This is a genomic window from Agrococcus sp. TSP3-2-1 (genome assembly GCF_049897585.1).
Taxonomy (GTDB): domain Bacteria; phylum Actinomycetota; class Actinomycetes; order Actinomycetales; family Microbacteriaceae; genus Agrococcus.
Genome location: NZ_JAFCWN010000004.1, coordinates 115,893 through 135,556, shown reverse-complemented (window position 1 = coordinate 135,556; position 19,664 = coordinate 115,893). Strand labels below are relative to the sequence as shown.

The 19,664-nt window shown below is 74.9% G+C and carries 16 protein-coding genes; 8 read left to right on the top strand and 8 right to left on the bottom strand.

What is annotated here, in order from left to right; translation table 11 throughout:
• Positions 1-22: 22 nt before the first annotated feature.
• Positions 23-1,060, top strand: a complete 1,038-nt coding sequence (locus ACP7BI_RS07435; protein WP_425844766.1) for a phosphotransferase — start codon at positions 23-25, stop codon at positions 1,058-1,060.
• On the opposite strand, the gene ACP7BI_RS07430 is transcribed toward ACP7BI_RS07435, so the two are convergent.
• Entirely contained in the window at positions 1,046-4,201 is a 3,156-nt protein-coding gene (locus tag ACP7BI_RS07430) for a UvrD-helicase domain-containing protein (protein ID WP_425844764.1), read from the bottom strand. The genes ACP7BI_RS07435 and ACP7BI_RS07430 overlap by 15 nt on opposite strands.
• Complete coding sequence (locus tag ACP7BI_RS07425) at positions 4,198-7,290, bottom strand: PD-(D/E)XK nuclease family protein (RefSeq protein WP_425844762.1); 3,093 nt, start codon at positions 7,288-7,290, stop codon at positions 4,198-4,200. Before ACP7BI_RS07425 ends, ACP7BI_RS07430 begins: the two co-directional genes overlap by 4 nt.
• Positions 7,291-7,392: 102 nt before the next feature.
• Between ACP7BI_RS07425 and ACP7BI_RS07420 the strand changes: the two genes are divergently transcribed.
• The gene (locus ACP7BI_RS07420) at positions 7,393-7,611 is read left to right on the top strand and encodes a DUF3107 domain-containing protein (protein ID WP_425844760.1); all 219 of its coding nucleotides are present in this window, start codon (positions 7,393-7,395) and stop codon (positions 7,609-7,611) included.
• Positions 7,611-7,916 carry a hypothetical protein gene (locus ACP7BI_RS07415; RefSeq protein ID WP_425844758.1) on the top strand — a complete coding sequence of 102 codons (306 nt, stop codon included), beginning with the start codon at positions 7,611-7,613 and terminating at the stop codon, positions 7,914-7,916. Before ACP7BI_RS07420 ends, ACP7BI_RS07415 begins: the two co-directional genes overlap by 1 nt.
• Before the next feature lie 187 nt (positions 7,917-8,103).
• On the opposite strand, the gene ACP7BI_RS07410 is transcribed toward ACP7BI_RS07415, so the two are convergent.
• Positions 8,104-8,829 carry a ferritin-like fold-containing protein gene (locus ACP7BI_RS07410; RefSeq protein WP_211448380.1) on the bottom strand — a complete coding sequence of 242 codons (726 nt, stop codon included), beginning with the start codon at positions 8,827-8,829 and terminating at the stop codon, positions 8,104-8,106.
• 39 nt (positions 8,830-8,868) lie between these two features.
• On the opposite strand from ACP7BI_RS07410, the gene ACP7BI_RS07405 reads away from it, so the two are divergent.
• Positions 8,869-10,440 (top strand): DEAD/DEAH box helicase, encoded by a 1,572-nt coding sequence (locus ACP7BI_RS07405; protein WP_425844756.1) that lies wholly within the window; start codon positions 8,869-8,871, stop codon positions 10,438-10,440.
• A 92-nt stretch (positions 10,441-10,532) separates the two neighbouring features.
• Here ACP7BI_RS07405 and ACP7BI_RS07400 read toward each other — a convergent pair whose 3' ends face one another.
• The gene (locus ACP7BI_RS07400) at positions 10,533-11,402 is read right to left on the bottom strand and encodes a PHP domain-containing protein (RefSeq protein WP_425844755.1); all 870 of its coding nucleotides are present in this window, start codon (positions 11,400-11,402) and stop codon (positions 10,533-10,535) included.
• A gap of 24 nt (positions 11,403-11,426) precedes the next feature.
• Between ACP7BI_RS07400 and ACP7BI_RS07395 the strand changes: the two genes are divergently transcribed.
• The gene (locus ACP7BI_RS07395) at positions 11,427-12,434 is read left to right on the top strand and encodes an endonuclease/exonuclease/phosphatase family protein (protein WP_425844753.1); all 1,008 of its coding nucleotides are present in this window, start codon (positions 11,427-11,429) and stop codon (positions 12,432-12,434) included.
• Between the two features lie 9 nt (positions 12,435-12,443).
• Here ACP7BI_RS07395 and ACP7BI_RS07390 read toward each other — a convergent pair whose 3' ends face one another.
• The 3 genes from ACP7BI_RS07390 to ACP7BI_RS07380 are packed head-to-tail and all read right to left on the bottom strand — an operon-like array spanning position 12,444 to position 15,935.
• Positions 12,444-13,241 (bottom strand): esterase/lipase family protein, encoded by a 798-nt coding sequence (locus ACP7BI_RS07390; protein ID WP_425844751.1) that lies wholly within the window; start codon positions 13,239-13,241, stop codon positions 12,444-12,446.
• Between the two features lie 9 nt (positions 13,242-13,250).
• On the bottom strand, positions 13,251-14,594 hold the full coding sequence (locus ACP7BI_RS07385) for an MFS transporter (RefSeq protein ID WP_425844750.1): 1,344 nt from the start codon (positions 14,592-14,594) through the stop codon (positions 13,251-13,253).
• A gap of 9 nt (positions 14,595-14,603) precedes the next feature.
• Complete coding sequence (locus ACP7BI_RS07380) at positions 14,604-15,935, bottom strand: MFS transporter (protein WP_425844748.1); 1,332 nt, start codon at positions 15,933-15,935, stop codon at positions 14,604-14,606.
• 53 nt (positions 15,936-15,988) lie between these two features.
• On the opposite strand from ACP7BI_RS07380, the gene ACP7BI_RS07375 reads away from it, so the two are divergent.
• Positions 15,989-16,504, top strand: coding sequence for an ArsR/SmtB family transcription factor (locus ACP7BI_RS07375; protein ID WP_425844746.1), 516 nt, complete (start codon positions 15,989-15,991; stop codon positions 16,502-16,504).
• 53 nt (positions 16,505-16,557) lie between these two features.
• On the top strand, positions 16,558-18,009 hold the full coding sequence (locus ACP7BI_RS07370) for an aminopeptidase P family protein (protein ID WP_425844744.1): 1,452 nt from the start codon (positions 16,558-16,560) through the stop codon (positions 18,007-18,009).
• 26 nt (positions 18,010-18,035) lie between these two features.
• Here ACP7BI_RS07370 and ACP7BI_RS07365 read toward each other — a convergent pair whose 3' ends face one another.
• Positions 18,036-18,692: a LysE/ArgO family amino acid transporter gene (locus ACP7BI_RS07365; RefSeq protein ID WP_425844743.1), complete on the bottom strand. Its 657-nt coding sequence runs from the start codon at positions 18,690-18,692 to the stop codon at positions 18,036-18,038.
• A gap of 56 nt (positions 18,693-18,748) precedes the next feature.
• Between ACP7BI_RS07365 and ACP7BI_RS07360 the strand changes: the two genes are divergently transcribed.
• Positions 18,749-19,660 carry a LysR family transcriptional regulator ArgP gene (locus ACP7BI_RS07360; protein WP_425844742.1) on the top strand — a complete coding sequence of 304 codons (912 nt, stop codon included), beginning with the start codon at positions 18,749-18,751 and terminating at the stop codon, positions 19,658-19,660.
• Positions 19,661-19,664: the final 4 nt, after the last annotated feature.

Sequence of the window (19,664 nt, the reverse complement as noted above, 5' to 3'; positions counted from 1 at the left end):
AGGTCGGCCTAGCCTGGCATCCATGAGCACGAACCCCTTCACCCTATCCGCGCTCGCCACGACGGCCGTGCCGGGGCTCGACGTCGTGGGGGCGACGGAGGACGGCTCCGACGAGCACCGCTCGGTCGTCGCGGCGCGGCTCGCCGGCGGCGAGGTGGTGCAGGTGGTGCTGCCGCGATCGGTCGCCGCGCTGACCGCCGCGAAGGCGCACGCCGCCGGCCTCGCCGCGCTCACGCTCGCGACGCGCTCGCGGCTGCCCTTCGACGTGCCGACGGTGCTCGGCACGACCTCGGCGGGGAAGTCGACGCTGTACGTGCTCTCGCGACTCGGCGGCGAGCCGATGCGGCTCGCCGACATCTCCCCCGCTCGACCGGGGCTCTCGACGAGCGTCGGTGCGGCGATCGCCGCGATCCACGAGCTGCCGACGTCGGTCGCCGCCGACGCCGGGCTCCCGCACGAGAGCGCGATGACGCTGCGCCAGCACCTGCTCGCGACGTTCGACCGCGCCGCCGCGACCGGCTCGGTGCCAGCGCCGCTGCTCGAGCGCTGGGAGGGCGCGCTCGGCGACGACCGGCTGTGGCAGTTCAAGCCCACGCTCGTGCACGGCGACCTCCAGGCGCCCGCCTTCCGCGTCGAGGGCGCGCGCGTCGTCGGCATCGACGGCTGGCACGCGCTCTCGGTCGGCGACCCGGCGCGCGACCTCGCCTTCCTGCTCGGCTCGAGCGAGTTCGGCAGCGTCGACGACGCGTTCGAGGCGCACGCCGCCGCGCGCGGGGCCGGCGACCGGCATGTGCGGCAGCGTGCGATGCTCCACGCCGAGCTCGACATCGCCCGCTGGCTGCTGCACGGCGTCGAGCGCGGCGACACCGCGATCGTCGACGACGCGAAGCGGATGCTCGCGGGCCTGCTCGCGCGCGTCGACCGCGACCCGACGGCGGCGATCGCGCCCGAGCGGCTCGAGACGATGGACCTCACGGGCGTGCAGGAGTACCTCGGCGAGCCGGCCGCGAGCGACGCGCCCGAGCAGGGCTCGAGCACCGAGGCGTCACCCGAGCGCTGACGCCTCCGCGACCGCCTGCTGCGCCCGCAGCCACCGGGCCTCGAGCTCGGCGAGCGACTCGATCCGCTCCGGCCGGATGATCCGGTCGTGCTCGACGAAGTACAGCTCCGCGTCGACGAGCTCGGGGTCGAGCCCCGCGTGCGCCGCGTAGGCCGCGCGGTAGAGCGCGAGCTGCAGCTGCCGCGCCTCGAGGTCGGCGTCGCCCGAGGGCAGCCGCCCGGTCTTCCAGTCGACGACCGTCGCGCGGTCGCCGTCGCGGTAGACGGCGTCGATCTTGCACACGACGGTCGTGCCGGCGAGCGGCAAGTGGATCTCGAGCTCCGTCTCGGTCGGCTGCCGAGCCCCGTAGGGCGAGCGGAGGAAGGTCTGCTTGAGCCGCTCGAGCCGCTCGGCGTCGATGCCGACGAGCTCGTCGTCGAGCGGCGCGTCGTCGACCGCGTCGCCGAGGCTCACGGTGCTGCCGCGGCGCTCGACCCAGCCGTGGAAGAGCGTGCCGAGCCGCGTCGCGGCGAACGGCTCCTGCGGCATCGGACGCGCGATCGCCCGCGCGACCGCGACCGGGTCGGCCGCCCAGTCCTTGAAGCCGGATGCGGCGATGCGGCTCGGGAGCGAGAGTCCGGCCTGGCCGCGATCGGCGAGCAGGAGCTCGATCGCGTCGTCCCACGGGGTCTCGGCCGACGCATCCGCCGCTTCGACGCGCGCGGCGGCCGCCTCGACCGCCTCGCGACGCCTGCCGAGCGGGTCGACGGGCCACGCGAGCGAGGGGCTGCGATCGCCGAGCGGGTTCTCGGCGCCCCGCTCGGGCGCCTCGAGCAGCTCGGCGCCCATCGCGCCCGCGGCGATCTCGAGCAGCCGCTTGGGACTCGCGGGCGTCTTCGCCATGCCGTACCACTGCGCGCCGGAGAGCCAGAGCGCGCGCCGAGCGCGCGTGACGCCGACGTACGCGAGGCGGTCCTCCTCCGACTGGTAGTGGTCCCACAGCTCCTCGAGGAAGTGCTCGCGCGCGAGCGCGTACTCGAGCTGCGTCGCGTGGCCCTCCCAGTCGAGCCGCGGCAGCAGCGACGCGTCGCCGCGCAGCGGGTACGGGAGCGTCGCGTGCGTGAGCCAGCCGAGCGGCCGGTCGTCGGCCTTCGCGGCCGCGAGCCGCGGGAGCGCGACGACGTCCCACTCGAGGCCCTTCGAGGCGTGCATCGTGAGCACCTGCACCCAGCCGGGCTCCGCCTCGGGCTCGGGCACGTCGGGGCCTCGGCCCGCCTCGAGCACATCGAGGTAGGCGAGGAACGCCTCGAGCGAGCCGCGCTCGTCCGCCGCGGCGAAGGCCTGCACCTCGCGCGCGAAGGCGTCGAGCGCGCCGTGCGCGTGGTGGCGCTTCGCGGCGACCTCGATGTCGAGTCGCAGGGCGTGCTCGACGCTCCGCACGAGCTCGGGCAGCGGCATGCCGGCGCGGCGGCGCAGCTCGCGCAGCAGCGCGCCGGCGTCGCGCAAGCGCGCGAGGCCCTCCGCCGTCGCGCCCTCGAGCCGCGGCGAGTCGACGAGCGCATCGAGCGCGTCGACGATCGACACGCTCGCCTCGACGGCGATCGCGCCGCGGTCGGCGCTGCGCTGCTCGGGGCTCAGCCCCGCCTTCGCGAGCATCGACGCGTGCCGCTGGAGCGCGGCGAGGTCGGCGACGCCGATGCGCCAGCGGCTGCCGGCGAGGAGCCGCACGAGGCTCGAGCCCTCCTCGGGCCGGCCGAGCACGCGCAGCGCCGCGACGAGGTCGACGACCTCGGGCTCGTCGAGCAGGCCGCCGCCGCCCGAGCGGAAGACGCGGATGTCCTCGGCGCGCAGCGCGCGGGTGAGCTCGACGCCCTGCGAGTGCGAGCGCACGAGCACGGCGGCGGTCGTCTCGGAGCCCGCGACGCCCGCCCCGTGGGAGCGCAGCCACGCGGCGAGCTCGCGCGACTCGTCCTCGATCGTCGGGAGGTGCCGCACGGCGACGTCGCCGGGGCCCGCGCCCTCCCGCGGCTCGAGCCGCTTGACCGGCACACCGGGCTGTTCGGGCAGCCGGCTCGCGACCGCGTGCGCGAGCGCGAGCACGCTCTCGTCGTTGCGCCAGCTCGTCGAGAGGGTGAGCGTGCGCTCGACCCGGAAGCGCTGCGCGAAGAGCGCGAGCGTGCCGGCGCTCGCGCCCCGGAAGCCGTAGATCGCCTGGTTCGGGTCGCCGACCGCCATGACGGGGGTGCCGTCGAAGAGCGCGTGGATGAGCTGCAGCTGCAGCACCGAGGTGTCCTGGAACTCGTCGAGCAGCACCGCGCGGTGGCGGGCGCGGAGCTCGGTGACGGCGCCCTCGTGCGCGTCGATCGCGTCGAGCGCGAGCCGCACCTGGTCGCTGAACTGCACGGCGCTGCGCCGGCGCTTCGCCTCGTCGAACGCGTCGACGAGGTCGGCGAGCGGGTCGAGGCTCCCGACCCGCTCGACGTCCTGCGCGATCACCTTCGCGTGCGCCGCCTTGAACAGCTTCGGCTCGTCGGCGGTCCGGAGCGCCTGCAGGGCGCGGAACCGCTCGGGGTAGCGGCCGCGCCGCAGCCGCTCGGTCGAGACGCGGTGGTCGCCGAGCGTGCCGGCGAGCTGCACGACGCGGTCGGCGACGGTCTCGGCGCGGCCGAGCGAGGCGAGCCGGAGGTCGTCGGAAGCGCGGGCGACGCGGAGCGCGAGCAGGAACGCCGCGGGGTCGGTGAGCACCTCCGACTCGGGGTCGCGACCGATGAGCAGCGCCCACTCCCGGAAGAGCGCGCTCGCGAAGGAGTTGTAGGTCTGCACGACGGGGCGGCGCGTCGCGGCGACCTCGGCATCGAGGAGGTTCGCCTTGGCGAGCAGAGCGAGCTCCTTCGTCAGCCGCTCGGCGAGCTCGCGCGCGGCCTTGCGCGTGAACGTGAGGCCGAGGACCTCGTCGGGCGCGACGCGGCCGTTCGCGACGAGCCACAGCACGCGCTGCGCCATCGTGTGCGTCTTGCCGCTCCCCGCGCCCGCGACGACGAGCGTCGGCGCTTCGGGCGCAGCGATGACGGCCGACTGCTCGGGCGTCGGTCGCTGTCCGGGCTTCCCGCTCGCCGCGGCAAGCGCGTCGGAGAGCTCCTCGGGGGTGATCTCGCGGGTCACTCGGTCACCTCCGGGATGACGTGGATGGCGCACTGGCCGAAGCTGTAGTCGTCGTTGCAGTGCAGCTCGGGCCGCGCGGTGAAGACCGCGCCGCCCATGGTCTCGATCGCCGTCCGCAAGTGCTCGTGGAACGCATCCGCCACCTCGTCGAAGGGCTCGGAGTCGATCGTCTTGTCCTTGCGGGCAAGCTTGGGCATCACGAGCCGCGCGGAGGTCTGCGCGCCCGCCTCGATGCCCTCGACGCCGCCGAGCGCGACCGCGAGCTGGTAGGCGCGCAGCTGCAGGTTGCCGAGGCCCTCGACGGCCTTCGGCACGCGCTTGCCGGTCTTGAGGTCGACGATGCGCACCTCGCCGCTCGGCCCGTGCTCGAGCCAGTCGATCGCGCCCGAGAGCACGGCGCCGCCGACCTCGACCTCGAAGCGCGCCTCGCGCTCGTCGCGCTCGATCCGCCAGCCGGCGCCGCGCAGCACCTGGAAGTAGCCCGCGAGGGCCGAGGCCATCGGCACGACCTCGGCCCGCTGCTGCGCGGCCTCCCACGCGGAGGGGTGGTCGAGCTCGGCGAAGCGGGCGTCGACGGCCGCCTCGATCGCCGCGGCGTCGGTCGCGTCGACGTGCTCGACCGCGTCGTGCACGATCGTGCCGAGTGCCGCGGCGCGGTTCGACGTGCCGCCGGCGAGCCGACCGATGACCCACGAGAGCTCGCACTCGACGAGCCCTTGGAGCGCCGAGGGGCTCACGCGCACCTGCTCGCTCGCGTCGAGGCGCTCGGTCGTCGTGACGGGCGCGAGCCCCGCCCACTCGCGCGGGTCGGCGCCCGGCACGCCCGCCTCGGCGAGCCGGCGCAGCGCGCTCGCGGCCGCACCGGCGTCGTGCCGCTGGTCGACGACCCGCCGGCGCAGGCTCGCGACGAGCGAGCGCAGCGAGTGCCAGCTGTCGTCGGCGCCGGGCGTCGGCTCCGGGTCGACCGTCAGCACGAAGGGCGAGGGCTGCTCGTCGTCGCTCGCAACGGCCGTGAGGAGCACCGCCGCGCGCGCGGTCGAGACGGTCTTGACGAAGGTGCGCAGCTCGTCGTGCAGCACGCCGGCGCGCGCGTCCTCCGTCGGATCGCCGTCGAGGCGGTTCGCGCCGAGCAGCGAGCCGCGCGGCCGCAGGTTCGGCCAGACGCCGTCCTGCAGGCCCGCGACGATGACGGTGTCGAGCTCGCGGCCGACGAACTGGCCGGGCGTGCCGATCGCGACGCGGGCGCCCTCGGCGCGGGCGGCGAGCGAGTCGTCGTCAACGCTCGAGGCGAGCCACGCGTCGACGAACGTGCCGGTGTCGGCGTCGGGGCGGCGCTCGATGAGTCGCGCGACCTGGTCGAAGAGCGCGACGACGGCGTCGAGCCGCCGGTTGGCGAGCGCGCGCTCGACGCCCGCGCCGCCGAGCGCGGTGCGCCGCCAGCCCTCGGCGACGCCCGCGGCGCTCCAGACGGCCCACAGCACGCGGTCGGCGCCGGCGGGGTCGTCGGCGGTCAGGAGCGCGCGGGCGTCGGCGAGCATGCGCACGAGCCGGCGCGCCGCGGCCGCGCCCTGCCGCGCGCCCGCGAGCCCCTCGAGCTGCTCGGGATCGGCGATCGCGGCGCGCACGAGCTCGGCGCCCGCGACGTGCACGGCGCCGCCCGCCGCGACGATGCGGTGGCGCAGCGCGCGCTTGAGCCGCCGCACCGCGAGCGCGTCGAGGCCGAGCAGGTCGCTGCGCAGCAGCTCCTCGACGAGCTGGGCGTCGAGCTCGCGGCGCCCGGTCGCGACCGCGAGCACGCTCACGAGCGCGTCGACGACCTCGGTCTCGCGCAACCGCGTCGGCCCGCCCGATGCGACCGGCACCTCGAGCGCCGAGAGGAGCGAGCCGAGCTCGGCCGCCGAGCGCCCGGTGCGGGCGATGATCGCGATGTCGTCGAAGGCGACGCCGCGCGCGCGGCGCTCGTGGATGAGCCGCGCGATGCGCCTGGCCTGCTCGTCGAGCGACTGCGCGAGGTGCAGCTCGAGCACGTCCTCCGCGCTCGATCCGCCCGCGGTCGCGCGCCGGTGCGCGCCCGCGCCGGCCGTGCCGATGCCCTCGGCGGCCTTCGCGAGGAACGCGCGCACGCGCGCGCCGTGGCGGTGGTCGACCGCGAGCTCGAGCCGGTGGCCGGCCTCCCCCGCGAAGCCGAGCCGCGTCGGCAGCGCCGCGAGCAGCGCCGGGTCGGCGCCGCGGAACGCGCCCGTCGTCGTGTCGGGGTCGCCGAACGCGACGACCGTCGCGCCGCGCGCGGCCAGCGCCTCGAGCATGACGACGGCGCCCTCGGTGACCTCCTGCGCGTCGTCGACGAGCACGAGGCTCGGCAACGGCACCTCGGTCTCGGCGATCGCGCTCGCCGCGCGCCGCAGCAGCGACGCCGCGGTCATGGCCTCGGCGCCGCGCCGCTCGAGCCGCTGGAGCCGCCCGAACTCGTCGAGGAACTGCGCGGCGGCCGCCCACTCGGGCACCGCGCGCTCGGCCGCGAGCGCGGAGAGCGTCGACGCATCCCACCCCCGCTCCTGCACCGCGGCGAGCAGCTCGCGCAGCTCGGCGCGGAACCCCGCCTGCTCGCGCACCTCGGCGTGCAGGTGCTCGGGCCACTCGGGCCCGCTCGCGGTGCCCGCCGCCTCGTCGTCGACGTGGCCGGCGAGCATCGCGGCGATGATCCGGTCCTGCTCGGCGCCGGAGAGCAGCTGCGGCACGGGCCGCTCGTCGGCGAGCGCCGCGGCGGTGAGGAGCGCGTGCGCGAACGACGGCATCGAGCGGGCGAGCGGGCCGGGCGTGACGATCGCCGTGCGGTGCGCGAGCCGGTCGCGGAGCGCCGTCGCGGCCTGCCGAGAGCCCGCGACGACGAGCAGCCGCGCCGGGTCGAGGCCGCGCGCGAGGCGGTCGGCGGCCAGCTCGACGAGCGTCGTCGTCTTGCCGGAGCCCGCGACGCCGAGCACGATCGCGCAAGCGTCGTCGGGCCGCTCGAGCACGGCGCGCTGCGACGCGTCGAGCGGGGCGGCGAGCGCCCGCTCGGAGGCGTCGATGGTGAGGCTTCGCTCTGGCACGCGCCCACGGTATCGACGGCCGCCGACACAGGTGCTCGCCCCGCTGATCGCCCACGGCGGAACGGCGCGGGCGCCCGCATCCCATCGCCTATCCTCAGAGGCATGGACATCCGCATCGGCATCAAGGACTCGCCCCGCGAGATCTCGTTCGACTCGTCGCAGACGGCCGAGGAGGTGCAGGCGCTCGTGCTGAGCGCGCTCGACGCGGGCCACCTGGCGATCGACGACGCGAAGGGCCACCGCTACATCGTCCCGAGCGCGAACATCGCCTACGTCGAGATCGGCAGCGAGACGGCGCGCAAGATCGGCTTCGTGGCCTGATGGCCATCCTCGTCCTGGTGCCGATGGTGCTCGGCGCGGCGATCGGGCTCTTCGCGCGCTACGCGCTGCCGGGTCGCGAGTGGATGGGGCTCTTCCTGAGCCCGGGCGCGTCGGCCGCCGCTGCGGGCATCGTCTGGACGATCGGGATGCTCGCGGGCGTCGGGGCGGATGCCCTGTGGCTGTGGCTCGTGTGCCTCGCGGCCGCGACCGTGGTCGCCCTCGTGCTGCCGCGGCTGCTGCCGAAGCGCCGCGAGCAGGCCGACCGGGAGTACCTCGCGGAGCTGACGGCCGCGAAGCGGGCGTAGGTCTCGATACGCCGGCTGCGCCGGCTACTCGACCAACGGGGTCTCGATACGCCGGCTGCGCCGGCTACTCGACCAACGGGGTCTCGATACGCCGGCTGCGCCGGCTACTCGACCAACGGGGTCTCGATGCGCCGGCTACTCGACCGACGGGGTCTCGATACGCCGGCTACTCGACCGACGGGGGCTGTCAGGCCGTGAGGCCGAGCTCGTCCATGCGGCGCGTGTGCGAGGCGACGATGTCGTTGAACGCCGGCTCGAGCCGCTGCTGGCTCGGCACCGCTCGACCGGCGTCGTCGGGGCCGTTGACCGCGAGGTACATCTGCAGCAGCGCGTCGCCGACGAGCCGCCTTCCCCACACCGCGAGCCGGTCCGAGAGCCGGGGCGTCTGCTCGATCGCCGCGAGCAGCAGCTTCACGAGCTGCGGGTGCGCGCTCTCGCCGCGCAGCGCGCGCAGCATCGCGTCCTGATCCTCCTCGGGCAGGCCCGGCACGATCGCGACGAAGAAGTCCTCCAGCAGTCCGCTCACGACGTGCACCGCGAGCAGCTCCTCGTACCAGTCGGCGCCGGCGACGAGCTTCGAGAACTCGCGCGTCGAGTCGGCGAAGGGGCGCATCGCGTCCTCCGCCTCGACGCCCTCCCCCTCGAGGATGCGCGCGAACGCAGTCGCGCGCGTGGCGAGGATGCGGACGACCTCCGAGAGCGCGACCTGCGCCTCGGCCGACGGCGCGGCCTGCAGCACGCGGCCGGCCTTCGCGACGAGGTCGAGCTCGAGGCCGAGCGCCTGGCCCACGAACGGCACGAGCGCGGGCCGCACATCCTGCAGCAGCACGCGGTCGCCGACCACCGGCACCCGATGGTGCCTGAGGAGCTGGCGCGTGACGTCGCGCGGCGTCCGGTCGAACCACTTCACCACAGTCGTGCAGTCTATGGGCGTGCAGGGAGCCCGCCTCGCATGCCCCTTGTACGCTGGAGCCAGATAACGAACAGGCGGAACCCCCTCTTGACCTTCCAAGACCTCAACATCGATGCCGACATGGTCCAGGCGCTCGCCGACCGCGGCATCCTCGAGCCCTTCCCCATCCAGGCGCAGACGATCCCGCTCGCGCTCTCCGGACAGGACATCATCGGCCAGGCGAAGACCGGCACCGGCAAGACCTTCGCGTTCGGCCTGCCGCTCGCGCAGCGCCTCGGCCCCGAGCCCGAGCGCGGGGTGCAGGCGCTCATCGTCGTGCCCACGCGCGAGCTCGCGGTGCAGGTGACCGAGGACATGGAGCTCATCACCTCCAACCGGCCGACGACGATCGTCTCCATCTACGGCGGCAAGGCCTACGAGGGCCAGGTCGAGCAGCTCAAGGCCGGCGCGCAGATCGTGGTCGGCACCCCCGGGCGCCTCCTCGACCTCTCGCAGCAGCGCATCCTCGACCTCTCCAACGTCAAGGAGATCGTGCTCGACGAGGCCGACAAGATGCTCGACCTCGGCTTCCTCCCCGACGTCGAGAAGATCTTCTCGAAGGTGCCCGCCGTGCGGCACACGATGCTCTTCTCGGCGACGATGCCGGGCGCGGTCGTCGCGCTCGCGCGCCGCTTCATGTCGCGGCCGCTGCACATCCGCGCCGCGGGCGTCGACGAGACGATCGCGCAGGCCAACATCGAGCACGTCGTCTACCGCGCGCACGCGCTCGACAAGGACGAGGTCGTCTCGCGCATCCTGCAGGCCGAGGGCCGCGGCAAGACCGTCATCTTCACGCGCACGAAGCGCGCCGCCTCGCGCCTCACGGAGGAGCTCATCGACCGCGGCTTCGCGGCCGCCGCGGTGCACGGCGACATGAGCCAGGAAGCGCGCGAGCGCGCGATGGCGCAGTTCAAGGCGGGCAAGAAGGACGTGCTCATCGCGACCGACGTCGCCGCGCGCGGCATCGACGTCGACGACGTCACCCACGTCATCAACCACACGATCCCCGAGGACGAGAAGGCCTACCTGCACCGCGTGGGCCGCACGGGCCGCGCAGGCCGCACCGGCATCGCGGTCACGTTCGTCGACTGGGAGGACCTGCACAAGTGGTCGCTCATCGACCGCGCCCTCGAGTTCGGCCGCCCCGAGCCGCTCGAGACGTACTCGTCGAGCCCGCACCTCTACAGCGACCTGGGCATCCCGGTCGGCTCGAAGGGCCGGCTGACGACGACGCCGCCCAACAAGGACGCGAAGCGCGAGCACATCGCCGAGTACGCGGCGGGCGACGGCTCGGCCGCGGGCGGCCGCGGTCGCAGCGGTGAGCGCGGCCGCGGCGGCGACCGGGGACGCGGCGGCGAGCAGGGCGGCGGCGGGCAGCGCCGTCGACGTGGCGGCAGCGGCCGCTCCGGCGGCGAGGGACAGCAGGCGGATGCGTCGGGCACGCCCGAGGGGCGCGGCACGCACGACGGCGGGGGCGCCGAGCACCGCGACGGCAATGCCGCGCCGACGCAGCGCCGTCGCCGTCGTCGCCGCACGGGCGGCGCGGGCGCGCCCCAAGCACCGCAGGCCTGACCCGCTCCTGATCGCCCGCAGTCGCAGAGTGCCGACACTCTGCGCGCGGCAGGCACGAGAACAGCAGAGTGCCGGGACTCTGCGGGCGCGGGTCAGGCGGGGAGGACCGGGGACCAGCCGGTCGCGCGGCGCACGAGCTCGGCGAGCACCTCGGGCTCGGTCGTGTGCTCCCCGAGCCGGTTGGGCTTGCCGAAGCCGTGGTAGTCGCTCGAGCCCGTCACGAGCAGGCCGTGCCGCTCGGCATCGGCGAGCAGCACCCGGCGCGACGCCTCGTCGTTGTCGCGGTGCCACACCTCGATGCCGTCGAGCCCGGCATCCACGAGCGTGCCGAGCGCGCGCATCCGCATCACCGGGCGGCCCCGCGCCGCCGGGTGCGCGAGCACCGCGACGCCGCCGGCCTGCTTGATGATGCCGATCGCCTCGGTCGGGTCGGGGGCGTGGTGCGGCTGGTAGTAGCCGCCCTGCCAGTGCAGGATGCCCTCGAACGCCGCCGAGCGGTCGGGCACGATCCCGAGCGTCACGAGCGCGTCGGCGATGTGCGGGCGGCCGATCGTCGCGCCCGGGGCGGAGTGCTCCTCGACGTGCTCCCACGTCAGCGGGTAGTCGCGGCCGATCGCGTGCACCATGCGCTCCGCGCGCTCGAGCCGCTCGAGCCGGATCCGCTCCCGCTCCCCCACGAACGCCGCCGACTCGGGGTCGAGCAGGTAGCCGAGCACGTGCACGCTCGCGGGCCCGAGCTGCGCCGAGAACTCGACGCCCGGGATGAGCGCGACGCCCGTCTCGCGCGCGGCGTCGCTCGCCTCAGCCCAGCCGCTCACGGTGTCGTGGTCGGTGAGCGCGACGGCGCCGAGCCCCGCGGCCGCGGCGGCGCGCACGACATCGCCCGGCGCATCCGTCCCGTCCGACTCCCGGGAGTGCGCGTGGAGGTCGATCGGCCCCAGCGCGGCCCAGTCCGTGGTCACCTCGCCAGACTACGCTGGGCGGTGATGCTCGCGATCCTCGGCGCCCTCGTCGCCCTCGTCGTCGCCGCGTGCCTCGCGATCGCCGCGTGGCCGCAGGCGCTCGGCCTCGAGCAGGCACCGATCGTCGCGCAGGTCGTCTCGATGCGCGTGGGCGTCATCGGCATCGCGCTCGTGCTCGCGCTCATCGCGCTGGGCTTCGTCGGCTGGCGGCGCGTGCGGCCCTTCGTGCTCGGCATCGTCTCGCTGCTCCTCGTCTTCTCGCTCGTCTCGGGCGGCATCCACGCCTCGCGCGGGCTCGACGACGGCCAGTCGATCGACCGCGACTCGGGCGACCTCGTGGTGCTGACCTGGAACACGCTCGGCGACGAGCCGGGCGTCGACGAGATCGCGCGCGTCATCGACGAGACGGGGGCGGATGCCGTGATGCTGCCCGAGACGACGCTCGAGCTGGGCGTCGGGGTGGCCGAGCTGCTGCGCGGTCGCGGCAACCCGTTCTGGGTGCACACGAGCTGGGTCGATCCCGCCTACGGCGCCCTCAACACGACGCTGCTCATCTCCGCCGCGCTCGGCGAGTACACGACCGACCTCTCGGCCGGCGACACCCGCACGCTGCCGACGGTCGTCGCCCGCCCCGACGACGGCGACGGCCCGGTGTTCGTCGCGACCCACCCGGTCGCGCCCGTGCCGCAGCAGATGCGCAACTGGCGCGCCGACCTCGAGTTCGTCGCGTCGCTGTGCGACGGCTCCGAGTCGGTCGTCATGGGCGGCGACTTCAACTCGACGCTCGACCACTGGTGGGGCCTGCGCGCCGAGGGCGGCGACCTCGGCGTCTGCCGCGACGCGGCGAGCGCCGTGGGCGCCGGCGCCGTCGGCAGCTGGCCGACGTGGGCGCCGCCGTGGCTCGGCGCGCAGATCGACCACGTCGTCGCGACCCCCGATTGGGAGCCGGTCGCCGCGCGCGTGCTCACCGGTCTCGACGACGTCGGCACCGACCACCGACCGGTGATCGTGCAGCTGCGCCAGACCGGCTGAGGCGGCGGGTCAGTCCGAGGGAGCAGCGCCCTCGAGTCCCGCGCGCGACGCCGGCGCCCCGGTGAGCTCGTCGATCGCCGCGACGATCGCGCGCGCCGCCTCGGCGGTCGCGAGCGGCCGGAAGTGCCCGCTCTCCCGCAGCCGCACGCCGCGCATCCCGTCGGGCACGCGGTTCTTCGGCACGTGCGGGTCGATCTGCGGCAGCACGACGCGGATGCGCGCATCCGCCGACCGCTCGGCCGCGAGCGCGGCGAGCATCGCGTTCGAGGGGTCGAACTCGCGGATGTACTCCCCCGGCAGCAGCGCCGCCCGGCTCGAGCCCGCGAAGGGCGTCGCGAGCGTCACGAGGCCCGCGGGCTGCGGCTTCGCCGGCTCGAGCGCGCGGTCGACGAGCAGCCGCTTGCCGATCAGCCCGCCCTTCGAGTGCCCGACGAGCACGATGCTCGCGTGCGGATGCGCTGCGGCGACCCGGTCGACGACGGCACCGACGACGGGGGCCGAGTCGAGCACGGGCGCGACGTTGCGGCCGAGCTCCGGCACGAAGTGGGCGGCGAAGCCGGCTCGCACGAGCCGCTTCGCGAGCGGCTCCATGAAGTGCCAGCCCTCGACGACGCCGGGGATGCAGACGACGTGCACGCGCGAGCCGGGGATGCCGAGCGCCTTCGGCGCCGCCGGGTCGAGCGTCGAGCGCAAGTGCATCCGGGCGGCGAACGCGTAGTCGCGCGCCCACACCGCCACCTCCGCGGGGTCGATCGGATCGATGTCGCGGAAGCGGGGAGGGATGAGCGATCGCAGCGGGATGCGCATCGCCACAGGCTAGTCGCGGCCGACTTCGGGGAGCCTGCGTGCCGCGACGACGCCGATGGCGCCGAGGGCGGCGAGGAGCAGCAGCGCCCACGCCGGCCCGAGGGTCGCGAGCGCCGCGCTCGCCGCCCCGACGACGAGCAGCACGACGCCCATCGCCGAGTTCGCGACCGCGACGGACCGCGTGCGGCGATCGCCGTCGGCCATGTCGACGACGTAGGTCTTCCGCGCGACGCGCACGCCCGTGTGCGTGAGGGCGAGCAGGAAGTAGGCGGCGACGAGCACGGCGCTCCCCCACAGGCTCGCGCCGTCGAAGCCGGGCAGCGCCGCGATCGCGACGACCAGGGCGACGATCGCCGCCGCGACGCCCGCGCCGGCCGACATGAGGGTGCGGCTCGAGCGGTCGGCGAGCCGCCCCGCGACCCGCCCGCCGAGCAGCGCAGCGAGGCCCGCCGAGAGCACGAAGCCGCCGAGCCCCACGAGCGAGCCCGAGCCCGATGCCGCGGCGAGCGAGACGAGGAACGGCGGGCTGAGCGCCGAGACGAGCAGGAGGCTCCGCACGCCGACGAAGCGCCGCAGCTGCGCGTCCTCGCGCAGCAGCGCCCACGCGTCGCGCGCCCAGCCGGAGCGCTCCGCGGGCGGGGTCGACGCATCCGCCCCCTCCTCCCACGGGTCGCCGTCGGGCTCCCGGATGCGCGAGTGCAGCAGCGCCGCGAGCACCCAGAGCGCCGCCCCGCCCGCGATCACCCACGCGAGGAGCCCCGCGGAGGCGTCCTCGCCGCCGAGCACGCGGATGGCGACGCCGAGCGTGATGGCGGCGAGGCCGCCCGCCGTCGTCGCGAGCCCCGTGATCTGGCCGCGCTCGCCCTTCGGGATCGTGCGGCCCTGCACATCCTTCGATGCGATCGAGCACAGGCAGCGGCCGAGCGCGAAGACCGCGAGCGCCGCGACGATCGCGATGCCGGCAGCGAGCCCGGCGCCGAGCGCGGCGACGAGCGCGATCGCCCCCGCCGCACCCGCTTGCACGAGCGCGCCGGCGACGAAGATCGCCTTGCGATGCCGCACGCGCAGCACGAGCGGCGTGAGCATCGCCTGCGGCAGCATCGAGAGCGACTCCCGCACGGGCACGAGGAGGCCCACGAGCGCCCCGGGCGCGCCGAGCGCGTGGAGCAGCCACGGCAGCACCGTCGACGCGTTGACCGAGTGGTCGCCCGCGCTCTGCAGCGCTTGCGCCGCCACTTGGCGCACGCCGTTCGCGGGCACGCGCTCCCGCACGTCGCCGGGGAGCGCTCGCTCCGCCGCCTCGTCGCGCCGCACGACGCGACGGTAGACGCGCTCGGAGATGGGCTCGCGCACGCCTCGAGTCTAGGAGCCGGTGGTGCGTGCGGGCTCCGCGTCGGGCAGCTCGCGCATGCGCCAGAACGGGCCGAGCACGACGAAGGCGGCGGAGAGCACTTGCCCGGCGGCGCCGATCCACATGGTCGGCACGACGCCGAGCCACGAGCCGAGCGCGCCCGAGAGCAGCGCCGCGATCGGCATCACGCCCCACACGCAGAAGCGCACGGATGCGTTCATGCGGCCGAGCAGGCGGCGGGGCGTGATGCGCTGGCGGAAGGTGACCTGCGTGATGTTGTAGACGAGCACGGTGAAGCTCGAGACGAAGCCGTGCACGACGAGCAGCCCGAGCGCGATCGACGGCATGACCGCGGCGAGCGGCAGCACGAGCGCGATCGCGCTGAACGCGATCGCGCTCACCGGGATCGCCCGCGCCTCGCCGATGCGGCGCACGATGTGCGGCGTCGCCATCGCGCCCGCGAGCCCGCCGATCGCGCCGAGGGAGAAGATGATGCCCATCACCTCGGGGCTCAGCCCCAGCTCGCGCAGCAGGAACAGCGGCAGGAGCGTGAACGACACGGTCGCGAAGAGGTTCGAGGAGGCGGTCGTGCCGACGATCCGCCGCAGCAGGCCGTTGCCGAAGACCCAGCGCAGCCCCTCGCCGATCTCGCGCAGGATGGGGCCGCGGTCGTCCGCCGCGCGCGGCTCCTCCTCGTCGCGCGTCATGAGCAGCGCGACGAACGACGCGACGTAGGTGCCGACGGTCGCGAGGATCGCGAAGGGCGCGCTCAGCACGGCGACGAGCCAGCCGCCCGCGGCTGGACCGGCGATGTTCGCGAGCTCGCGCGTCGCTTCGAGCTTGCCGTTCGCCTCGGCGATCTGCTCCCCCCGCACGAGCGAGGGGATGATGCTCTGGTACGAGACGTCGAAGAAGACCGTCGCGACCCCGACGACGAGCGCGACCGCATACAGGTGCCACATCTCGAGCGCGCCGAGCCACCACAGCAGCGGCAGGGCCGCGAGCGCGAGCGCTCGCACCGCATCCGCCCAGATCATGACGTGGCGCTTGCGCATGCGGTCGATCCACGCGCCGGCCGGGAGGCCCACGACGAGGAACGCGGCGACGCCCGCGGCGTTCAGGAAGCCGAGCTCGAGCTCGCTCGCCTGCAGCAGCAGCACCGCGAGCACGGGGATCGCGAGCTCCGTCACCTGCGAGCCGAGCTGCGCGAGCGCCTGGCCGCTCCACATCGTGAGGAAGTTGCCGTCGCGCCACAGGGAGCGGTCGGCGCGGAGGCGCGCCGAGGCGTCGGCGGCGCCGCCGACGCCGAGGTCCTGCGGCGCGCCGCCCTCCGGTCGAGACATGCCGATCAGTGTCCGACATCGATTGAGAGTTGTCAATCAGGTAGGTTCGGGTCATGGACGCGACCGACGCCGATGCCGAGCTGCTCGCCCGCGGCCGGGCGCTCAGCTCGCCGCTGCGCCTGCGCGTGCTGCGCTTGTGCGCCTTCGAGGCGCGCACCAACAAGGAGCTCGCGCAGCTGCTCGGCGTCAATCCCGGCACGATGCTCCACCACGTGCGCACGCTCGTGCAGACGGGCTTCCTCGCGGCAGAGCCCGAGCGCGCCGGCGCGACAGGGGCGCGGGAGATCCCCTACCGCGCGACCGGGCTCTCGTGGCGCTCCGAGATCGCGGGCGGATCGCGCGTGCTCGTCGACGTCTTCCTCGAGCAGATCGAGGGCCTCGGCCCCGACGAGCTGCAGACGACGTGGCTCGGGCTCAAGCTGAGCGACGAGCACAAGGAGGAGCTCGAGCGGCGCCTCTTCGAGCTCGTGACCGAGTTCAAGGAGCGCGCGCCGGATCCCGACGGCCGGCCGTACTCGCTCTTCACGGCCTTGCACCCCGACCGCAACCCGCCCGCGGGCGAGCGCTGACGCATCCGCTCGCCGGCACGACGCGTGCCCGGGAGCGCGCCGCGAGTGGGATGATGGTCGCCATGACCGAGTCGACGACGCAGGCCACGACCAACCGCTCCACGACCCCCACGGGATCGGCGTTCACGGAGCAGATCCAGCAGGGCTGGGCCGAGCGGCCGGCGTCGACGCCCGATCCGCGCGAGGCCGCCGCCTTCGCCGCCGAGCGCCGCGCGCGCATCTCGGCGATGCACCCGGGTGTGCGGCTCGTCGTGCCGGCCGGCTCGCTCAAGGTGCGCTCGAACGACACCGACTACCCCTTCCGCGCGCACCCCGACTTCACCTACCTCACGGGCTGGGGCTCCGACGCGGAGCCCGACTCGGTGCTCGTGCTCGAGCCCGAGGGCGAGGGCCACCGCGCGACGCTGTACTTCCGCGGCCCCGCCGGGCGCGGCACGACCGAGTTCTACGCCAACCCGGCGATCGGCGAGTTCTGGGTGGGCCCGCGCCCCTCGCTCGCGCACGTCGAGGCCGACCTCGGCCTCGCGACCGCCGACCTCGGCGAGCTCGAGGCCGTGCTCGAGACCGAGGCGGATGCGCTGGTCGTCACGGGCGCGAATCCTGCGGTCGAGGCCATGGTCGCGGGCGCGAACCCCGACGGCGACGTGCTCGCGCGCGACCTCTCGGAGCTGCGGCTCGTGAAGGACGCGTTCGAGATCGCCGAGGTGCAGGCCGCGGTCGACGCGACCGCGCGCGGCTTCGACGACGTCATCGCCGACCTCGCCGCGGCGACCCGGCACGAGCGCGGCGAGCGCGTCGTGGAGGGCGCCTTCCACCGCCGTGCGCGGCTCGACGGCAACGCCGTCGGCTACGACACGATCGCGGCCTCGGGGCACCACGCGTGCTACTTGCACTGGACCCGCAACGACGGCGAGGTGCGCGAGGGCGACCTCATCCTGCTCGACGCGGGCGTCGAGGTCGACAGCCTCTACACCGCCGACATCACCCGCACGCTGCCGATCTCGGGCGAGTTCACCGAGCTGCAGCGGCGCGTCTACGAGGCCGTGCGCGAGGCGGCCGACGCCGCGTTCGCGATCGTGCGCCCCGGCATCGTCTTCAAGGAGGTGCACGCGGCGGCGATGGCGGTCATCGCGGCGAAGACGGCCGAGTGGGGGCTGCTGCCGATCTCGGCCGAGCAGTCGCTCGAGCCCGACCAGCAGCTGCACCGCCGCTGGATGGTGCACGGCACGAGCCACCACCTCGGCCTCGACGTGCACGACTGCGCCGCCGCCCGCCGCGACTTCTACCACGACGGCATCGTGCGCGAGGGGATGGTCTTCACGATCGAGCCCGGCCTGTACTTCCAGGCCGACGACCTCACGGTGCCGGAGGAGCTGCGCGGCATCGGCGTGCGCATCGAGGACGACATCCTCGTGACCGCCGACGGCGCCGTGAACCTCTCGGGCGCGATCCCGCGCACGGCCGACGAGGTCGAGGCGTGGATGCGCGAGGTGCGGTCGCGCTGATGGCAGCGCGGCCGCGCTGACGGGCGTCAGCCGGCGACGAGGCTCACGGCGATCACGAGCATGACGACCGCGATGCCGCCGTCGAGGATCCGCCACGCGCGCTCGGTGCGCATGAGTGGCGCGAGGTAGCGCGCGCCGTAGCCGAAGCCCACGAACCAGATGCTCGCTGCGGCGATGCCGCCCGCGAGGAACCACCAGCGAGCGTCGCCGAACGGCGCGGCGATCGATCCGAGCACGAGGGTCGTCTCGACGAGCGCCTGCGGGTTGAGCCACGTCACCGCGAGGATCGTCGCCAGGGTCGAGAGCCGGCTCGAGCGCGTGCGCGTCGCAACCGCGCCGCCGCTCGTCGACCCGGCCTCGTCGGCCTCGGGCGCCGCCTCGAGCGAGCCGCCGCCCCGCCACGCACGCCGAGCGCTCACGGCGGCGAAGCCGACGAGGAAGATCGCGGCGGCCCAGCGGCCGGCGGTCTCGAGCCACGGGTGGGCGGCGACGACGGTCGCGACGCCCGCGACGCCGATCGTCTGCAGGATCACGTCGCTCGCGATGCACACGGCGACGACGAGCCCGACGTGCTCGCGCCGGAGGCCCTGGCGCAGCACGATCGCGTTCTGCGCGCCGATCGAGATGATGAGGCCGAGGCACACGCCGAGGCCCGACAGCAGCGCGACGATCTCGGGGCTCATGGGAACGACGCTACGGGGAGTTGCAGGATGCAGTCCAGCGAAGGATCCTGCGCGGCGTGAAGCACTGCTTCATCTACGCTGACGGCATGGAGCTGCCGCTCGAGAGCCTGCGCACCCTCGCCACCGTCGTCGACGCGGGCACGCTCGAGCGCGCCGCCGCGCGACTCGGGGTCACGCCGAGCGCCGTGAGTCAGCGCATCCGCGCGATCGAGCAGCGCGTCGGCCGCGTCGTGCTGCAGCGCACGAAGCCCGTGCGCGCGACCGAGGCGGGCGAGGCGCTCGTACGGCTCGCCCGCCAGCTCGACCTGCTCGAGCGCGACGCCCTCGAGGCGCTCGGCGACGCCTCCCGCGCGCCGCGCGTGCCGCTCGCCGTCAACGCCGACTCCCTCATCACGTGGTTCATGCCCGTGCTGCTCGCGGTCGCGCGCGAGCGGCCGGTGTCGTTCGAGCTGCACCGCGAGGACCAGGAGCGCACGGCGCAGCTGCTCGCCGACGGCACCGTGATGGGCGCCGTCACGGCGCAGGCCGAGCCGGTGCCCGGCTGCGTCGCCTCCCCGCTCGGGCGCATGCGCTACGTCGCGATCGCCGAGCGCGGCTTCGCCGAGCGCTGGTTCCCGCGCGGCATCGCGCCGCGCGCGCTCGAGCGCGCACCGCTCGTCGACTTCGACCGCCACGACTCGCTCCAGTCGCGGTTCGCGCGCCGCCACGGCGCCGAGCAGGACGCGCCCCGGCACGTCATCAGCGCATCCGCCGAGTACGCCGAAGCGGTGCGGATGGGGCTCGGCTGGGGCATGCTGCTGCCGGGCCAGTTCGAGGACGGCATCGCCGACGGCTCGCTCGTGCAGCTCGCCCCCGATGCGATCGAGGTGCCGCTGTGGTGGCAGCGCTGGAACCTCGCCTCGACGCTGCTCGACACGGTGACGGATGCGGTGACCCGGGCCGCGCGGAGCTCGCCCGCGCTCGTGTGACGCG

Coding starts and splice junctions, on each gene's coding strand:
- ACP7BI_RS07435 (WP_425844766.1), top strand. CDS start 23: ATGAGCACGAACCCCTTCACCCTATCCGCGCTCGCCACGACGGCCGTG.
- ACP7BI_RS07390 (WP_425844751.1), bottom strand. CDS start 13,241: ATGCGCATCCCGCTGCGATCGCTCATCCCTCCCCGCTTCCGCGACATC.
- ACP7BI_RS07370 (WP_425844744.1), top strand. CDS start 16,558: ATGGTCGCCATGACCGAGTCGACGACGCAGGCCACGACCAACCGCTCC.
- ACP7BI_RS07380 (WP_425844748.1), bottom strand. CDS start 15,935: ATGTCTCGACCGGAGGGCGGCGCGCCGCAGGACCTCGGCGTCGGCGGC.
- ACP7BI_RS07395 (WP_425844753.1), top strand. CDS start 11,427: ATGCTCGCGATCCTCGGCGCCCTCGTCGCCCTCGTCGTCGCCGCGTGC.
- ACP7BI_RS07375 (WP_425844746.1), top strand. CDS start 15,989: ATGGACGCGACCGACGCCGATGCCGAGCTGCTCGCCCGCGGCCGGGCG.
- ACP7BI_RS07420 (WP_425844760.1), top strand. CDS start 7,393: ATGGACATCCGCATCGGCATCAAGGACTCGCCCCGCGAGATCTCGTTC.
- ACP7BI_RS07405 (WP_425844756.1), top strand. CDS start 8,869: ATGCCCCTTGTACGCTGGAGCCAGATAACGAACAGGCGGAACCCCCTC.
- ACP7BI_RS07365 (WP_425844743.1), bottom strand. CDS start 18,692: ATGAGCCCCGAGATCGTCGCGCTGCTGTCGGGCCTCGGCGTGTGCCTC.
- ACP7BI_RS07415 (WP_425844758.1), top strand. CDS start 7,611: ATGGCCATCCTCGTCCTGGTGCCGATGGTGCTCGGCGCGGCGATCGGG.